Annotated in this window: 14 protein-coding genes and 1 pseudogene; 9 read left to right on the forward strand and 6 right to left on the reverse strand. The window is 65.0% G+C overall.

Annotation, left to right across the window (positions count from 1 at the left end; genetic code table 11):
* Window positions 1–12: 12 nt before the first annotated feature.
* Window positions 13–654, forward strand: a complete 642-nt coding sequence (locus DU490_RS06755) for a hypothetical protein (protein ID WP_404872837.1) — start codon at window positions 13–15, stop codon at window positions 652–654.
* A gap of 30 nt (window positions 655–684) precedes the next feature.
* On the opposite strand, the gene DU490_RS06760 is transcribed toward DU490_RS06755, so the two are convergent.
* Entirely contained in the window at window positions 685–1551 is an 867-nt protein-coding gene (locus tag DU490_RS06760) for an ATP-binding protein (protein ID WP_114573565.1), read from the reverse strand.
* A gap of 127 nt (window positions 1552–1678) precedes the next feature.
* Between DU490_RS06760 and DU490_RS06765 the strand changes: the two genes are divergently transcribed.
* Together DU490_RS06765 and DU490_RS06770 are read left to right on the forward strand one after the other, a co-directional pair.
* Entirely contained in the window at window positions 1679–2476 is a 798-nt protein-coding gene (locus DU490_RS06765) for a M48 family metallopeptidase (RefSeq protein WP_114573566.1), read from the forward strand.
* 18 nt (window positions 2477–2494) lie between these two features.
* Window positions 2495–2755: a hypothetical protein gene (locus tag DU490_RS06770; protein WP_114573567.1), complete on the forward strand. Its 261-nt coding sequence runs from the start codon at window positions 2495–2497 to the stop codon at window positions 2753–2755.
* 153 nt (window positions 2756–2908) lie between these two features.
* Here the strand turns inward: DU490_RS06770 and aroE are convergent, their stop codons facing one another.
* The 5 genes from aroE to DU490_RS06795 form a co-directional block, all read right to left on the reverse strand.
* A complete protein-coding gene (aroE, locus tag DU490_RS06775; RefSeq protein ID WP_114573568.1) occupies window positions 2909–3721 on the reverse strand; it encodes a shikimate dehydrogenase in 813 nt (270 codons plus the stop codon).
* Window positions 3718–4647, reverse strand: coding sequence for an oxygen-dependent coproporphyrinogen oxidase (hemF, locus tag DU490_RS06780; protein WP_114573569.1), 930 nt, complete (start codon window positions 4645–4647; stop codon window positions 3718–3720). Before hemF ends, aroE begins: the two co-directional genes overlap by 4 nt.
* A gap of 26 nt (window positions 4648–4673) precedes the next feature.
* Entirely contained in the window at window positions 4674–5231 is a 558-nt protein-coding gene (locus DU490_RS06785) for an L-threonylcarbamoyladenylate synthase (protein WP_114573570.1), read from the reverse strand.
* A gap of 261 nt (window positions 5232–5492) precedes the next feature.
* A complete protein-coding gene (gene dprA / locus DU490_RS06790; RefSeq protein ID WP_114573571.1) occupies window positions 5493–6584 on the reverse strand; it encodes a DNA-processing protein DprA in 1092 nt (363 codons plus the stop codon).
* Window positions 6585–6622: 38 nt separating this feature from the next.
* The gene (locus DU490_RS06795) at window positions 6623–7654 is read right to left on the reverse strand and encodes a LysM domain-containing protein (RefSeq protein ID WP_181869990.1); all 1032 of its coding nucleotides are present in this window, start codon (window positions 7652–7654) and stop codon (window positions 6623–6625) included.
* A gap of 274 nt (window positions 7655–7928) precedes the next feature.
* Between DU490_RS06795 and def the strand changes: the two genes are divergently transcribed.
* The 6 genes and pseudogenes from def (at window position 7929) to DU490_RS06825 (ending at window position 15925) form a co-directional block, all read left to right on the forward strand.
* Window positions 7929–8441 carry a peptide deformylase gene (def, locus tag DU490_RS06800; protein ID WP_114573573.1) on the forward strand — a complete coding sequence of 171 codons (513 nt, stop codon included), beginning with the start codon at window positions 7929–7931 and terminating at the stop codon, window positions 8439–8441.
* 1890 nt (window positions 8442–10331) lie between these two features.
* Window positions 10332–11318 carry a methionyl-tRNA formyltransferase gene (fmt, locus tag DU490_RS06805; RefSeq protein WP_114573606.1) on the forward strand — a complete coding sequence of 329 codons (987 nt, stop codon included), beginning with the start codon at window positions 10332–10334 and terminating at the stop codon, window positions 11316–11318.
* Window positions 11318–12667 (forward strand): 16S rRNA (cytosine(967)-C(5))-methyltransferase RsmB, encoded by a 1350-nt coding sequence (rsmB, locus tag DU490_RS06810; RefSeq protein ID WP_114573574.1) that lies wholly within the window; start codon window positions 11318–11320, stop codon window positions 12665–12667. The genes fmt and rsmB overlap by 1 nt, the downstream gene beginning before the upstream one ends.
* Before the next feature lie 38 nt (window positions 12668–12705).
* Window positions 12706–12912, forward strand: coding sequence for a dodecin (locus DU490_RS06815; RefSeq protein WP_114573575.1), 207 nt, complete (start codon window positions 12706–12708; stop codon window positions 12910–12912).
* Between the two features lie 109 nt (window positions 12913–13021).
* Window positions 13022–14398, forward strand: a pseudogene (gene trkA, locus DU490_RS06820) (Trk system potassium transporter TrkA); the annotation flags it as partial.
* A gap of 78 nt (window positions 14399–14476) precedes the next feature.
* Entirely contained in the window at window positions 14477–15925 is a 1449-nt protein-coding gene (locus DU490_RS06825) for a TrkH family potassium uptake protein (protein ID WP_114573577.1), read from the forward strand.
* Window positions 15926–15970: the final 45 nt, after the last annotated feature.

Here is a 15970-nt window from a genome sequence, read left to right on the forward strand (position 1 = left end):
GGATTTCCTTGCATGATCCTGACCCGCTTACTGACGAAATTCTTCCTGTGCCGTCGGCGCTGGCGCCCACTTGCCCCGCTGAGCTTGGCCATGCTGCTCACCGGCTGCCTGGCACTGCCCCAGACCGGCCTGTTCGCCTTCCGCCTGGCGGTCACCTCCCTGGGGGTCGAAGAGGTACGTATCGGCTCCTACGCCGTGGATGCCCGCCTCGACACCAGCGATATCATGTCACTGGCGCTGTCGAGTCTCGGTGCCGGCAGCCTGCCGGTGCAGGCGACCCTGGCCATGGGTCTGGGGCTGCCCACCGGGATGCCGCCGGTGGAAATGTCAGGCTTTCGCTGGACGCTGGACATGCCGGGCGTCGAACCGGTCAGCGGCAACTACGAGCAGGACGTGACCCTGACTTCGGGTGACGATGCCAACTTGCGCCTGCCGGTGGCCTTCGACCTGCTCGATGGCGGCCGCGAGCGACTGGCCCCCATGGTGGAACTGGCAAGCCAGCTGGCCCGCCAGGGCGAACTGCCCGCCGGCAGCGAGCTGGCCATCACCCCCGGCGACCTGCACGGCCTGGGCATGACCCTGCCCGCGGGCCTGCTCACCCCCACCATCCGCCTGGGCGTGGGAGAGGACGGCAGGCTGATACCTCGCGGGTAAACGCTGACGGAACCGGGGCGCGTCTGGCGGCTACTTCCCGTGCAGGCGACGACGCCCCACCCAGTGGCTGGCAAACTGCCAGGCCCCGCGGCCGCTGCGGCCACCACGCAGGGTAGCGAAGCGGATCGCCTCGGCGCGGGCTTCGCTCCCCCAGTCCTTGGCACTGCCCAGTTGGGTGACCCAGTGGCAACAGGCCTCCAGGTAGGTGTCCTGATTGAAGGGATAGAAACCCAGCCACAGGCCGAAACGGTCGGAAAGCGAGATTTTCTCCTCCACGGCATCGCCATGGTGCAGCTCGTCTCCCACCAGTTGCGACGCCTCGTTGTCCGACAACGATTCGGGAAGCAGGTGGCGGCGATTGGAGGTGGCATACAGCAGCACGTTCTCCGGCGGCCCGGTCAGGGCTCCGTCGAGCACGCTTTTTAGTGCCTTGTAGGCGTCATCGTGGCCCTCGAAGGAGAGATCGTCACAGTAGACGACGAAACGCTGGGGCTGATGACGTAGCTGCTCCACCAGGGTCGGCAACCCGGAGAGGTCATGGCGGTCGACCTGTACCAGTCTGAGCCCTTCCGCCGCCAGGCTGTTGAGCAGAGCACGAATCAGCGACGACTTGCCGCTGCCACGGGAGCCCCACAGCAGGGCATGGTTGGCCGGTAGCCGCTGCAGGAAGGCGCGGGTGTTGTCGATCAACGCCAGCTTCTGGCGTTCGATGCCCAGCAGGTCGTCCAGTGCCAGGGCATCGCGGGGCGGCACCGGCAGCAGCCGCCCGCCCAGGGCGTGGCGCTGCCACAGGGCGGCCACATCGCGTTCCCAGTCGACCTCCTCGGGTACCGGGGGCAACCAGTGCTCCACGTGATCGAGCAGGCGGGACAGGCGTCGGGTGAGTTCGGAATCCATTGGCGGCGGCTCCTCTTCGATGGCTAAGCGCGGTCACAGTTGACCTTACCGTGGTACGGGGTATCTTGTGGCGAACCGTCATCCCCGTCCAGGGTCTCAATAGTCCCGGACACAGGAGATTTTCGCTATGCGCTGGATTCGCCCTATTGCCATGACCGCTCTGGTCCTGACCCTCGCTGCCTGTACGACCTCACCCACCGGTCGGCAGCAGCTCACGCTGATGTCCGATTCGCAGCTCAATGAAATGGGGCGCGAGGCCTTCGCGCAGTATCAGCAGGACCTACCGGCGGCTGGCCAGGCCCATCAGCGCTATGCCCAATGCGTGGCTAATGCCATCGTCGCTGAACTGCCGGAGCGGGAGCGCGACAAGGACTGGCAGATCCGTGTCTTCGAGTCGGAGCAGGCCAACGCCTTCGCCCTGCCCGGTGGCTACATGGGCGTCAACACCGGCCTGCTCGATATCGCCAAGACCCAGGACCAGCTCGCCGCCGTGGTGGGCCACGAAATCGGCCACGTCATCGCCAACCATGCCAATGAACGGGTTTCGACCCACACCTCGACCCAGCTTGCCCTCTCGGTGCTGGGCTCCGCCTCGGGCATGCAGGGACAGGGCGGCCAGCAGTTGATGGGTGCGCTGGGCCTCGGTGCCCAGTACGGCATTCTGCTGCCCTTCTCGCGCCGCCACGAGAGCGAGGCCGACGTGGTTGGCCTGCGCCTGATGGCCGATGCGGGCTTCGACCCACGCGCGAGTCTGGCCCTTTGGGAGAACATGAGCGCCAATGGTGGCCAGCCGCCGGAGTGGATGTCCACCCACCCCAGCCATGGCCAGCGCATGCAGGGGCTGCAGGCTCAGATGGGCAGCGCCATGAGCCGCTACGAGCAGGCACGCCAGGCCGGGCGAACGCCCAACTGCCCCCGCCCCTAAACCACTTCTGGAAAGCGAATGCTGAAACTTGGACTACTGCTGTTGATAGTGCCCCCACTGACGCTGATGGGCATTTACTTCTGGGAACTCAGTGACGTACGCGAATGCACCTTGATGCAGGGTGGGTACTGGGACTATCTGGACGGCATCTGCCGCGACACATCCCAGCCCTTCGTGCCTTGGGTGGAACGCCAGCCCTTGCTGGTCAACGGCGGAATGCTGCTCTCCGTGGCTGGTCTGGTCGTCTGCATGGCCGGGCTCTACGTCAAACGACGCTGAGGACTGAACGCTAATCGCGAGAAAATTGAATTTCGAGGCAAGTTTATCGATCTGATGAGACCAATAGCACGCTATTTAACGAATCAGATCGAATCAAATAGGCCGAAAGACCGGGTCTCGCAGCAGATCAGCGTTAAGTCCGACAAGCTCCATTTATAAAGCCCGCCGCAATCTCTCTCTCACCGACTCCGTCAACGGACGTTTTCCGCGCCACAGCAGAAAGGATTCCGCGGCCTGCTCCACCAGCATGCCCAGCCCGTCGACCGGAACGGCCCCAAGACCGCTGGCCCAGCGTAAAAAAACCGTCGGCTCGGCACCGTACATCATGTCGTAAGCGGTAGCGCCGTCCGCAAAGAGGTCCTCAGGCAGCGGCGGCAGCTCACCCGCCAGGCTCGCGCTGGTACCGTTGACTACCAGGTCGAACTGGCCTGTCACCGCCTCGAATCCACTGCCCTGGATCGCGCCCAGGTCGTGAAAGTCCACTGCAAGGGTCGTGGCCTTGGACGCGGTGCGGTTGGCCACCAGCACACTGGCCGGACCGGCCGCCAGCAGCGGCTCGAGCACCCCCCGGACCGCTCCGCCAGCCCCCAGCACCAGGATCCGGGCACCCGCCAGGCTCACCCCATGGTGCTCCAGGTCGCGAACCAGGCCCACTCCGTCGGTGGTATCCCCGTAGGTTAGGCCGTCAGTACCCAAAAGCAGAGTATTCACCGCCCCTGCACGCCGAGCACGCTCACTCAGCGTGTCGCAAAGCGAAAACGCCTGCTCCTTGAACGGCACCGTGACGTTGGCTCCCCACCCTCCTGAGGCGGTAAAGGCGCGCCAGGCGCCGACAAAATCATCCAGCGGTGCCTCGGTGGCGATGTAGTCGATATCCTCACCATTCTGCTCGGCAAAGGCGGCATGGATCATTGGTGACTTGGAATGCGAGATGGGGTTGCCGAAGACACAGTAGCGGTCGGTCATGAAACAGGCTCCTCCTCGTTCAACCAATCTCGGGGATGCAAGTAATCCCGATACAGCACCTCCTCGGCGCTACAGGGCTCGGGCGTCCAGTCATATTCCCAGCGGGCCAGGGGCGGCATCGACATCAGGATCGACTCGGTGCGTCCGCCGCTCTGAAGACCAAACAGGGTGCCCCGGTCCCACACCAGGTTGAACTCCACGTAGCGGCCACGACGGTAGAGCTGGAAGTCACGTTCGCGCTCGTTCCAGGACATCTCGCTGCGACGACGCACGATGGGCAGGTAGGCCGCAAGGAAAGCGTTACCGATGGCCCGCTGGAAGGCAAAGCTGCGATCAAAGCCCCACTCGTTGAAATCGTCGAAGAAGAGTCCCCCGACGCCGCGGGTTTCCTCGCGATGCTTGAGATAGAAGTAGTCATCGCACCACGCCTTGAAGCGCGGATAGACGTCATCACCAAAGGGGGCGCAGGCATCCCGTGCCACTCGATGCCAGTGCAGCACGTCCTCGTGAAACGGGTAGAAGGGTGTCAGGTCGAAGCCGCCGCCGAACCACCAGACCGGCACCTCGCCCTCTTTCTCGGCAATGAAGAACCGTACGTTGCCATGACTGGTCGGTACGTGGGGGTTTTCGGGGTGCATCACCCAGGAAACGCCGACTGCCTGAAAGCCGCGCCCGGCGAGCTCAGGGCGGGCAGCGGTCGCCGAGGGGGGCAACAGGTCACCAAAGACATGGGAGAAATTGACGCCGCCCTTCTCGAAGATCCGGCCATGCTCGAGCACCCGGGAGCGGCCGCCCCCCCCTGCATCACGCTGCCAGCTGTCTTCGTGGAAGTGCGCCTCGCCATCTTCCGCGGCCAGGGCCTGGCACAGCCGCTCCTGTAGATCGAGCAGGTAGATCTTGACGTCTTCAAGGTTGGCACGTGCCATGAGGTCTCCTTTCGCCGAGCCCGCCGTCAGGCGCGCAGCACCCGACCACTGCGCAGGTCGCGAATGGTACTCGGGCGATCATGCCCGCCGAGCTCGCCTTCGACGATGGCGTCGAGCTCGTCGCCAAAGGCCTCGTGGACCTCCTTGGCACTAAGCGCTGAGGGCTCGCCGGCACGGTTGGCCGACGTCGACACCAAGGGGCCGCCGAAGGCCTCGCAGAGTGCCACCACGCCGGGATGGTCGCTGACCCGCAGGGCTACACAATCATGGGCACCACGCACCAGCGCATGGGTGCGGCCGTTATCCGGCACCAACCAGGTGTGAGGCCCCGGCCAGGAAGCGACCAACGGGGCATGCAGTTCCAGCGGCAGGCCCTCGAGCCATGGGGTGAACTGCTCGATGCTGGCGGCGATCAGAATCAGCCCCTTGGCCGGGTCACGCTGCTTGAGCCTCAGCAGTTGTGCCACGGCCGTGTCATTGTCGGGGTCACAGCCCAACCCCCACACGCCTTCGGTGGGGTAAGCAATCATACCGCCGGCACGCAGCGCGGCCACGGCGTTGGAAAGAGACGTTACCTGAGGCATACCGGGTTGACCCTCGACGTTACGAACACAGACATTACGGCTCCCTACATCCGGCCGGCAAGACACGGATATCGGCCGGCCAATATGCTATCACGCTCAGGAGCCTGTCGGGCTTGACCGATCGTAGCGAGAGATACGGTTTTCGAGACAAGTTTATCGATCTGTAGAGGCGAATAGTGGGGCTCTTTAACGAAACAAATCGAATGGAATTGGCCGAAAATCCGGATTTCGCAGTAGATCAGTGTTAAGCCCGACAGGCTCCTAAACCCCACCCGGCAGGCGCACCCAGCCGCCCGGCGCCTGGGCAACGAGGCCTTCCAGTTCGAGTTCCAGCAGGCGGCGTTGGCAGTCGGGTACGGCCAGGCCGGTCAGAGCTACCAGTGCATCCAGCGGTGAAGGGGAATCGCTGAGCCAGCGCAGCAGCGGGTCACCCCCGCCATCGCCTGACGCAGCACACTCAGAGGCCGTCGGGGAAAGCGCCGTTGAGGAAAGCGTCGTGAAGGCGGGCGCCGCCCAGTGGGTCAGCTCTTCGAGAATATCGTCGAGCCGCCGCACCAGCACCGCCCCCTGGCGAATCAGCTGCAGGCAGCCCCGAGCCTGGGGGTTGTGGATCGAGCCGGGCAGCGCAAAAACATCGCGATTCTGCTCGACGGCGAGCCGTGCACTGACCAGCGAGCCGCTCTTTTCTGCGGCTTCCACCACCAGCACGCCAAGAGAGAGTCCGGTAACGATGCGGTTGCGGCGGGGAAAGAAGCCTGGCCGCGCCCGAGTACCGGGCGGGTGTTCGGAAAGCACCAGACCGCCGCGATCGAGCAATTGTTGGTACAGCCCCGCATGGCGGGGCGGGTATATCACATCGACGCCGCAACCCAGCACCGCCACACTGCGCCCGCCGGCTTCCAAGGCAGCGCGCTGCGCGGCACCGTCGATGCCCAGCGCCAGGCCGCTGTTCACGCACCAGTCCCGCAGTGCCAGCTCGCGAGCAAAGGCCGCCGCATTGGTCAGGCCCTCTCGAGTAGGTCGCCGCGAACCGACGATCGCCAGCGCAGGGGGCAATAGTGCGTCGAGATCGCCGAGGGCCCAGAGTACCGGCGGGGGATCGGCAATCTGGCCGAGCAGCGCCGGCCACGCCACGTGGCCGGGAAAGAGCAGGTGTCGGGTCGGATCGGCGTTCAACCAGGCCAGGTCGGCATCGACCAGGGCGTCTAGGGGGCTGCGAGCGGGATGATCGAGCCACAGCCGCAGCGCCGAGGCGGCCTGTCGCGGTAGGCGTGCCAGCCAGCCGTCGGGCCAGGCCGGGTCTGTCGTCACCAGCTCGGCCAGGCGTGACGCCCCCATTCCCGGCAGGCGCATCACCGCCAGCCACTCCCGCGCGCCCGGTGACACCACTTTCACCGCAGCGCCACCCCACGCCCATGGCGGGGATTGTGCACCCGGTCACCGACTTCCAGCGCGCGGGAAGCGCGCATCACCAGGCCATAGCTCATCTTCTCATAGGGGCGAAATACCATGATCAAGCCCGCCTCGTTACCGGGCAGCCGCAGGACCTCGCCGCTGCGCGGATCGTTGACCCGCTCACCCTGCTGCTCGACCTGAAGTACATGACCGGCTTCCAGACCGTCGCGGCGGCCGCGATCCAGCGCCACCACCTGCAGCCGTCCGATGAAGCGTACACCACCGGGCGCTGCCAGGATGCGACCCCCGACCGTGCTATCCGGGGCGCGGGGGACGAATTCCCTGATCAGCTCGCGGCTCTCCAGCGGCAGGATGATGTCATTGTTGCGCACCTCCTGAGAGGCCGACAGCACCTCGAGCACGACGATATCCTTCTCGGAGCGCTCTACCCGTGCCTCACCGACGCCCTCCAGTTCCAAGCCCAGCAGCTCACCAGACACGGCGTCGATGTAGCGCTCGCCGATGCGATAGATGCCGTACCGGGGGCCGCGCGGGATCTGGCCACGCGCATAGAACCGATCACCCGCCCCGCTGATGATGCGACGGTCGTCGCCGGCCACCACATAGGCCAACTCGTCCAGCGCCTCCGGGCCGTCGATGACCCGATGGTCGCGCAGGAAATGACGAATCATCTCCAGGGGGATCGGCTCTATGGCTTCTCGGGCAGGAATACGCCGCACCTCCGGCGAGAGCTGGACAATGCCTTGCCCGCGCTCGAGGCCAAGGCAGGGGCGGCCGTTGCAGTCATAGAGGTAGACCACATCGCCAGGATAGATGAGGTGTGGGTTACGGATCTGGGGGTTGACCTGCCACACCTCCGGCCACTGCCAGGGGTGCTGCAGGAAGCGCCCGGAGATACCCCAGAGGGTATCGCCACGCACCACGGTATATCGGTCGGGAGCGTCACCACGTAGCCCCTCCTCCCAGGTGAGGCCCTGAGCCTTGGCCGACGCTGCGCCGAGCAACATCACGATACAGCCGCCGCTTATCAAGACAATCCTGAAACAGCCAGCCAGCCAGCCGCGCCCTGCCCTGTCGATGCATTCCGCCATCCGCCAATCCCCCCTGCTCTCGACCCATCCCGGCAACCCTGAGGCCTTACGCCACCCCCGCCGGGAACCTGAGCACCGTGTTATAGTCTGATTTTATCGAAATAATAGGCGAAAGGGCGGTTTCACCCCGAGCCCCAGCCCCCTAGAATAAGGCAATCCCTGATGACAGCATAACGGTGGTTCCAACGCCATGGCCATATTACCTATCCTCGAATTCCCCGACGAACGGCTGCGCACCAAGGCGGCGCTGGTCGATGCAGTCGATGACGAGGTGCGCCAGCTGGTCGACGACATGCTCGAGACCATGTACGAAGCCAGCGGTATCGGGCTTGCCGCCACCCAGGTCGACGTCCATCGCCGCGTCATCGTGATGGACGTCAGTGACAGCCGTGCCAGCCCACTGGTACTGATCAACCCCGAGTACACGCCGACCGGCGACGAGCGCGACCTCATGTCCGAGGGCTGCCTGTCGATTCCCGAGTATTACGCCGAGGTTCCCCGTGCGCTGAAGGTGCACCTCAAGGCGCTGGACCGGGACGGCAAGCCCTACGAGCTCGATGCCGAAGGACTACTGGCCCACTGTATCCAGCACGAATACGATCACCTGGAAGGGGTGCTGTTCGTCGACTATCTCTCTCCATTGAAGCGGGACCGGGTGCTGAAGAAGATGCAGAAACGCCACAAGCAGATGCAGGACGCCTGAACCCCGCATTTTTTGGTTCTTCACACTTTGGCGTGAATCTGCTCTGCACAGACTGCATTGTGGAAGGACGCCTCGGCGATAGCGACGCAGGCGCTCCTTGTTGGAGCGCTCGGTTCGGTGCCCCGACTCTGCATCGCGACTGGCACCGTCAGGCGCCTCGGCGGAGGCTGGAACGCCGGTGATGGCCGCGAACGTTGGCAACACCGCCGGGAGGCCTTCGGCCTCCAGTCGTGATCTGAAGATACTCCAACAGCGCGTGGCGCCGTTGGTGGAGAGGATCGTTGTTGGAGCGCTGCTCCGCATCGCGACTGGCGCCGCCAGGCGCCTCGGCGGAGGCTGAAACGCCGGTGATGGCCGCGAACGTTGGCAACACCGCCGGGAGGCCTGCGGCCTCCAGTCGTGAGCTGAAGCTACTCTTGCAGCGGCTTGGCACCGTCGGTAGAAAGAATCATTGTTGGAGCGCTGGTCCCCATCGCGACTGGCGCCGCCAGGCGCCTTGGCGGAGGCTTGAACGCCGGTGATGGCCGCGAACGTTGGCAACACCGCCGGGAGGCCTTCGGCCTCCAGTCGTGAGCTGAAGCTACTCCAACAACGGCGTGGCGCCGTCGGTGGAGAGGGTCGCTGTTGGAGCGCTGCTCCGCATCGCGACTCGCGCCGCCAGGCGCCTCGGCGGAGGCTGAAACGCTGGCAGTGGTCGCCGGCATTGGCAACACCGCCGGGAGTCCTTCGGCCTCCAGTCGTGAGCTGAAGATACTCCAACAACGGCGTGGCGCCGTCGGTGGAGAGGGTCGCTGTTGGAGCGCTGCTCCGCATCGCGACTGGCGCCGATAGGCGCCTTGGCGGAGGCCACGGCGTAGGCGATGGTCGCCGGCACTGGCAACCCCGCCGGGAGGCCTGCGGCCTCCAGTCGTGAGCTGAAGCTACTCCAACAGCGGCGTGGCACCGTCGGTAGAAAGAATCATTGTTGGAGCGCTGCTCCGCATCGCGACTGGCGCCGATAGGCGCCGATAGGCGCCTTGGCGGAGGCCACGGCGTAGGCGATGGTCGCCGGCATTGGCAACACCGCCGGGAGTCGCGGCCTCCAGTCGTGATCTGAAGATGCTCCTACAAAATGGCGTGGCACCGTCGGTGGAGAGGGTCGCTGTTGGAGCGCTGCTCCGCATCGCGACTCGCGCCGCCAGGCGCCTCGGCGGAGGCTGAAACGCTGGCAGTGGTCGCCGGCATTGGCAACACCGCCGGGAGTCCTTCGGCCTCCAGTCGTGATCTGAAGATACTCCAACAACGACGTGGCACTGTCGGTGGAGAGGATCGCTGTCGGAGCGCTGGTCCCCATCGCGATTGGCGCCGCCAGGCGCCTCGGCGGAGGCTGAAACGCTGGCAGTGGTCGCCGGCATTGGCAACACCGCCGGGAGTCCTTCGGCCTCCAGTCGTGATCTGAAGATACTCCAACAACGACGTGGCACTGTCGGTGGAGAGGATCGCTGTCGGAGCGCTGGTTTCCATCGCGACTGGCGCCGTCAGGCGCCTTGGCGGAGGCCACAGCGTTGGCGATGTTCGCTGGCACTGGCAACACCGCCGGGAGTCCTTCGGCCTCCAGTCGTGAGCTGAAGATACTCCAACAACGGCGTGGCGCCGTCGGTGGAGAAAGCCGCTGTTGGAGCGCTGCTCCGCATCGCGACTGGCGCCGCCAGGCGCCTTGGCGGAGGCTGGAACGCCGGTGATGGACGCGAACCTCGGCAACACCGCCGGGAGGCCTTCGGCCTCTTCACGCCAGTCTGCGTAGAACCCATTTTTTCTACCCGAAGGCCGACGTAACGAAGTCGGCCTTCGTCGTTTCCGCCCGCCTCCGTTATGATGGGAAACATCGCCCACTGGCAAGGCTTCGAAATCATGCCCCCACCCCTGCGTGTCGTTTTCGCCGGCACCCCCGACTTCGCCGCTTCCAGCCTGGCTGCACTGCTGCAAAGCCGCCACTCCGTGGTCGCCGTCTACACCCAGCCCGACCGACCCGCCGGACGTGGCCGCAAACTCACTGCCAGCCCGGTCAAGGCACTGGCGCTGGAGCATGACTTGCCGGTGCTGCAGCCACAGAGCCTCAAGACGCCAGAAACTCAAGCCGTGCTGGCCGGGTTCGAGGCGGACATCATGGTAGTGGTCGCCTATGGCCTGATCCTGCCCCAGGCGGTACTGGACATTCCTCCAAGGGGCTGTCTCAACGTGCACGCCTCACTGCTGCCGCGCTGGCGCGGCGCCGCTCCCATCCAGCGGGCAATCGAGGCCGGAGACAGCGAAAGCGGCGTGACCATCATGCAAATGGATGCCGGACTCGATACCGGCAACATGCTGCTGATCAGGCGCACCCCCATCTCGGCCACCACGACCGGGGGCGAACTGCACGACACCCTTGCCACCCTCGGCGGCGAGGCCATCGTCGAGGCACTCGACGCCCTGGCGAATGGTGCATTGACGGCAACCCCCCAGCCCGAGGAAGGCGTAACCTACGCCGCCAAACTCAGCAAGACCGAGGCCGAGTTGGACTTCCGCCAGCCTGCTGCGGTGCTTGCCGCCAGGGTGCGCGCCTTCAATCCCTGGCCGGTGGCATGGTGCACCCATGGCAAGCAGCGCCTGCGCCTGTTGATGGCAACGGCCACGTCCCGTCATGATGGTCAGCGACCTCTACCCCCCGGCACCCTGCTCGAACATGACCCCGATGCCCTGCGCATCGCCTGCGGCAGGGAGGGCACCGAGGTACTGCGTGTGACACGCGCCCAGCTGCCCGGCGGCAAGCCATTGGCGACCCGTGACCTGCTCAACGCCCGCAGCAACACCCTGGCACCCGGCCTGTTATTCGGACAAGCCATCGAGGAGACATCCTGATGCATCGATCGACGCCCTCCTCCCGTGCGGGAAAGGCTGTTCAGGACAGCGGCCAGGCGGTGCGGGCCAGTGCCGCCCGCACACTGGTGCCAGTCATCACCGCCAAGGGGTCCCTGGCCGACCTGGATGATCACCAGGTCGTCACCCGGGACCGCGCCCTTTTCAGGGCGATGTGCTACGGCGTCTGCCGCACGCTGCCTCGACTGGAGGCGCTCGCCGCGCAGTTGCTCAAGACCCCCTTCAAAGCCCGCGATGCCGATATCCAGGCCCTGCTGCTGCTGGGTATTCACCAACTGCTCTACATGCGCATTCCGGCCCATGCCGCCGTGGGCGAGACAGCCGGTGCAGCCAGGCTGCTGGGCAAGGAGTGGGCGACCAAGGTGCTCAACGGCTGCCTGCGCCGCCTGCAGCGGGAGTCCGCGGCGCTGCAGGCCGAGGTCGACAGGGACCCCGGCGTGGCTCTGCTGCATCCCCGCTGGCTGCTCCAGGCGCTGCGCCAGGCCTGGCCCGACGACTGGCGCGCCATCGCCGCCGCCAACAATGAACCGGGACCGATGACGCTGCGCATCAATCGCCGCCGAGGCGACCGGGAAGCCTACCTGGCCAGGCTGATCGATTCAGGCCACGAGGCCCGGCTCTGTAATCACTCACCCGACGGCCTGGTACTGGACACGCCCTGTGACGTTCAGGCACTGCCCGGCTTCTCCGAAGGCGATGTCAGCGTACAGGATGAAGCCGCCCAGCTCGCCGCCGAACTGCTCGGGCCAGTGCTGGCACCACGTCCCGGCGGGCGTGTACTCGATGCTTGCTGCGCCCCCGGCGGCAAGGCCGCCCACTTGCTGGAACTGTTCGACGTGGACCTGTTGGCGCTGGACAGCGATGCCACACGTCTCGCCCGGGTAGAGGACGCCCTGGCCCGACTGGGCCTTTCGGCAACACTGCTGCACGCTGACGCCACCCAACGAGACTGGTGGAACGGCACGCCCTTCGATGCCATCCTGCTCGACGCCCCCTGCTCAGGCAGCGGCGTGGTCCGCCGCCACCCGGACATCAAGCGCCTGCGACGGCAATCGGACATCCCCAAGCTGGTCGAACTCCAGTCACGCCTGCTTGACAACCTTTGGCCGCTGCTGCGACCTGGCGGTTCGATGGTCTACGCCACCTGCTCGGTGCTTCGTGAAGAGAACGACGAACAGATCGAGGCATTCCTCGCCCGTACGGCAGGCGCCATCGCTACCACTCCCCAGGAGTTAAGCTGGGGTCGGCCGGTCGGTGACGGTCGCCAGTTGCTGCCAGAACCGGAGAGTCATGACGGCTTTTTTTATGCCAGACTGAAAAAGCAGGGTTAAAATGGCTCTGTCATCGATCATATGGGCAAGGAGCATCCATGAGCGATCACGTCTACAAGCATATCGAGTTGACCGGCTCCTCGGAAAAGAGCATCGAGGACGCCATCCAGCGTGCGCTGGAAAAGGCGTCGCACAGCCTGCACGGCATGCGCTGGTTCGAAGTAACGGACACTCGGGGCCACATCGAGAATGGCAAGGTCGGTCATTGGCAGGTGACGATCAAGGTGGGGTTCACTCTGGACTGAGGACGCCCTCCGCCAGGCCCGGTCTGTTACCCGGTGTAAGGCTGGTTTATGCTAGCCACCATGCTGCGGCGCCAAATCGGCGTCGCAGAGTCGTTTCACGGACCCGACAGCAATGAAGATCATCATTCTTGGCGCCGGCCAGGTCGGCGGCACGCTGGCCGAGCATCTGGCCCGCGAGGAAAACGACATCACGGTGGTGGACACCGACGCCGAACGGCTGCGCGAGCTGCACACCCGGCTCGACATACGCACCGTGGTGGGGCCGGGCTCCTACCCCGTGGTGCTGCGCCAGGCCGGCTGTGAAGATGCCGACATGCTGATCGCGGTGACCAGCCAGGACGAGGTCAACATGATCGCCTGCCAGGTCGCCCACACCCTGTTCCGCACGCCGACCAAGATCGCCCGTGTCCGCGCCACCGCCTACCTCACCCGCAAGGGTCTGTTCGCCCACGAGGCGGTGCCTATCGACGTGCTGATCAGCCCTGAGCAGGTGGTCACCGACCATATCCGCCGGTTGATCGAACACCCAGGCGCGCTTCAGGTCCTGGAGTTCGCCGGCGGGCTGGTGCAGCTGGTGGCGGTCAAGGCGTTCTACGGCGGCCCGCTGGTGGGCCAGGACCTGGGCTTCCTGCGCCGCCACATGCCGAGTGTCGACACCCGCGTTGCAGCCATCTACCGACGCAACCGGCCGATCATTCCTCGCGGCGACACCGTAATCGAGGCTGACGACGAAGTCTTCTTCATCGCTGCCCGCCGCGACATCCGTGCGGTGATGAGCGAGCTGCGTCGGGTCGACCGTGACTTCCGACGGGTGATGATCGCCGGCGGCGGCAACATCGGCGAGCGGCTGGCCGAGCATCTCGAGCACAGCCACCAGGTCAAGATCATCGAGCACGGCATCGAGCGCTGCACCGTGCTCGCCGAGCGCCTCGACCGCACCGTGGTGCTGCACGGCAGTGCCACCAACAAGCGGCTGCTGGAAGAGGAGAATATCGAGGACTGCGATATTTTCTGCGCACTGACCAACGACGACGAGGTCAACATCATGTCGTCGATGCTGGCCAAACGCATGGGCGCCAAGAAGGTGCTGACGCTGATCAACAATGCTGCCTACGTCGACCTGGTCCAGGGCGGCGAGATCGACATCGCCATCTCCCCGCAGCAGGCCACCATCGGCAGCCTGCTGACCCACGTGCGCCGCGGCGACATCGTCAACGTGCACTCGCTGCGCCGCGGTGCCGCCGAAGCCATCGAGGCTATCGCCCACGGCGACATGCAATCCTCCAAGGTAGTGGGCCGCGCCATTGGCGATATTGACCTGCCCAGCGGTACCACCATCGGTGCACTGGTACGCGGCAAGGAGGTGCTGATCGCCCATGACAACGTGGTAGTTGAGTCGGGCGACCACCTGATCCTGTTCGTCATCGACAAGCGCCGCATTCGCGAGGTGGAACGCCTCTTCCAGGTCGGCCTGACCTTCTTCTGATGCCAACGGGGCGCCTCTGATGTCACGCTGCTGCTTTGCGTTTATCGTCCGCACGCCTGTCGCCAAGGCCATCACCGCATGAGCCTGCGCATCATCCTGCGCATCCTGGGCATGCTGCTGATGATGTTCAGCCTGACCATGGTGCCGCCCATCCTGATCTCACTGTTGTTCGGCGATGCCCAGTGGGATGCCTTCGCCATTGCGATCATCATCACCGCGGTGACCGGGCTGGTGATGTACCTACCGAATCGACTGGCTCGCAAGGAGTTGCGCACTCGCGATGGCTTCCTGATCGCCGCTCTGTTCTGGAGCGTACTGGGGCTGTTCGGCGCGCTGCCGCTGATGTTGACCGGGGACGCTGCGCTGTCTCCTACCGACGCGGTTTTCGAATCCTTCTCGGGGCTGACCACCACCGGTGCCACGGTGATCACCGGCATCGACTTCCTGCCGGAGTCGATCCTCTACTATCGCCAGCAGTTGCAGTGGCTCGGCGGGATGGGGATCGTGGTGCTGGCGGTGGCGATACTGCCGACCCTGGGTGTCGGGGGCATGGCCCTCTATCGCACCGAGATCCCGGGGCCGCTGAAGGACTCCAAGCTCACACCGCGCATCACCGAGACCGCCAAGGCGCTGTGGTACATCTACGCCGCCCTGACCGTCACCTGCTTCCTGGCCTACATGGCCGCCGGCATGAATTGGTTCGATGCCCTGGGCCACAGCTTCTCCACCGTGGCCATCGGCGGCTTCTCCACCTATGACGCCAGTATCGGCCACTTCGACAGCGCCACCATCGAGCTGATCTGCATGTTTTTCCTGATCATCTCGGCAATGAGTTTCAGCCTCCACTTCCTGGCCTGGCGCGGCCGGCGCATCCGCCACTATTTCCAGGACCCGGAAGCCCGCTTCCTGCTGATGTTCCTCGCTTTCCTGTCCGTCATCACCGTGATCTCGCTGTGGCTCACCGGCACCTACGATACCGAGCGCGGCCTGCGTCACGGTATCTTCCAGGTGGTATCGATCGCCACCACGTCTGGCTTCAGTGTGGCCGACTTCTCGCTCTGGCCAGGGGCGCTGCCCTTCCTGCTGTTCGTGGCGGCCTTCGTCGGCGGCTGCTCCGGCTCCACCGGCGGTGGCATGAAGGTGATCCGCATCATCCTGATCTTGAAGCAGGGCATGCGTGAGGTCATGCGCCTTATCCACCCCAACGCCGTGATCGCGGTCAAGATCGGCAAGGTGAGCGTGCCCGACGGCATCGCCCAGGCGGTGTGGGGCTTCTTCTCGGTCTACGTGATGCTGTTCTTCCTGATGCTGGTGGGCGTCATGGCCACTGGCGTCGACCAGGTCACGGCCTGGTCGACGGTGGCCTCTGCGCTCAATAACCTGGGCCCGGCACTCGGGGAAGCCTCAGAGAATTACGGCGAAATGCCCACGCTCAGCAAATGGATCCTGGTGGTGGCAATGCTGCTCGGCCGACTGGAGATCTTCACGGTGCTGGTGCTGTTTACCCCAGCCTTCTGGCGCCGTTAGGGAAACGCTGCACAAATGCCTACACGAGCGAATCGCTGCGTTGCG

It is taken from the genome of Halomonas sp. DQ26W, assembly GCF_003339685.1.
Taxonomy (GTDB): domain Bacteria; phylum Pseudomonadota; class Gammaproteobacteria; order Pseudomonadales; family Halomonadaceae; genus Halomonas.

Excerpts from the sequence above, each read along its gene's own strand:
- DU490_RS06755 (WP_404872837.1), top strand. The coding sequence starts at position 13 with ATGATCCTGACCCGCTTACTGACGAAATTCTTCCTGTGCCGTCGGCGC.
- DU490_RS06760 (WP_114573565.1), bottom strand. The coding sequence starts at position 1,551 with ATGGATTCCGAACTCACCCGACGCCTGTCCCGCCTGCTCGATCACGTG.
- DU490_RS06765 (WP_114573566.1), top strand. The coding sequence starts at position 1,679 with ATGCGCTGGATTCGCCCTATTGCCATGACCGCTCTGGTCCTGACCCTC.
- DU490_RS06770 (WP_114573567.1), top strand. The coding sequence starts at position 2,495 with ATGCTGAAACTTGGACTACTGCTGTTGATAGTGCCCCCACTGACGCTG.
- aroE (WP_114573568.1), bottom strand. The coding sequence starts at position 3,721 with ATGACCGACCGCTACTGTGTCTTCGGCAACCCCATCTCGCATTCCAAG.
- hemF (WP_114573569.1), bottom strand. The coding sequence starts at position 4,647 with ATGGCACGTGCCAACCTTGAAGACGTCAAGATCTACCTGCTCGATCTA.
- DU490_RS06785 (WP_114573570.1), bottom strand. The coding sequence starts at position 5,231 with ATGCCTCAGGTAACGTCTCTTTCCAACGCCGTGGCCGCGCTGCGTGCC.
- dprA (WP_114573571.1), bottom strand. The coding sequence starts at position 6,584 with ATGCGCCTGCCGGGAATGGGGGCGTCACGCCTGGCCGAGCTGGTGACG.
- DU490_RS06795 (WP_181869990.1), bottom strand. The coding sequence starts at position 7,654 with ATGTTGCTCGGCGCAGCGTCGGCCAAGGCTCAGGGCCTCACCTGGGAG.
- def (WP_114573573.1), top strand. The coding sequence starts at position 7,929 with ATGGCCATATTACCTATCCTCGAATTCCCCGACGAACGGCTGCGCACC.
- fmt (WP_114573606.1), top strand. The coding sequence starts at position 10,332 with ATGCCCCCACCCCTGCGTGTCGTTTTCGCCGGCACCCCCGACTTCGCC.
- rsmB (WP_114573574.1), top strand. The coding sequence starts at position 11,318 with ATGCATCGATCGACGCCCTCCTCCCGTGCGGGAAAGGCTGTTCAGGAC.
- DU490_RS06815 (WP_114573575.1), top strand. The coding sequence starts at position 12,706 with ATGAGCGATCACGTCTACAAGCATATCGAGTTGACCGGCTCCTCGGAA.
- DU490_RS06825 (WP_114573577.1), top strand. The coding sequence starts at position 14,477 with ATGAGCCTGCGCATCATCCTGCGCATCCTGGGCATGCTGCTGATGATG.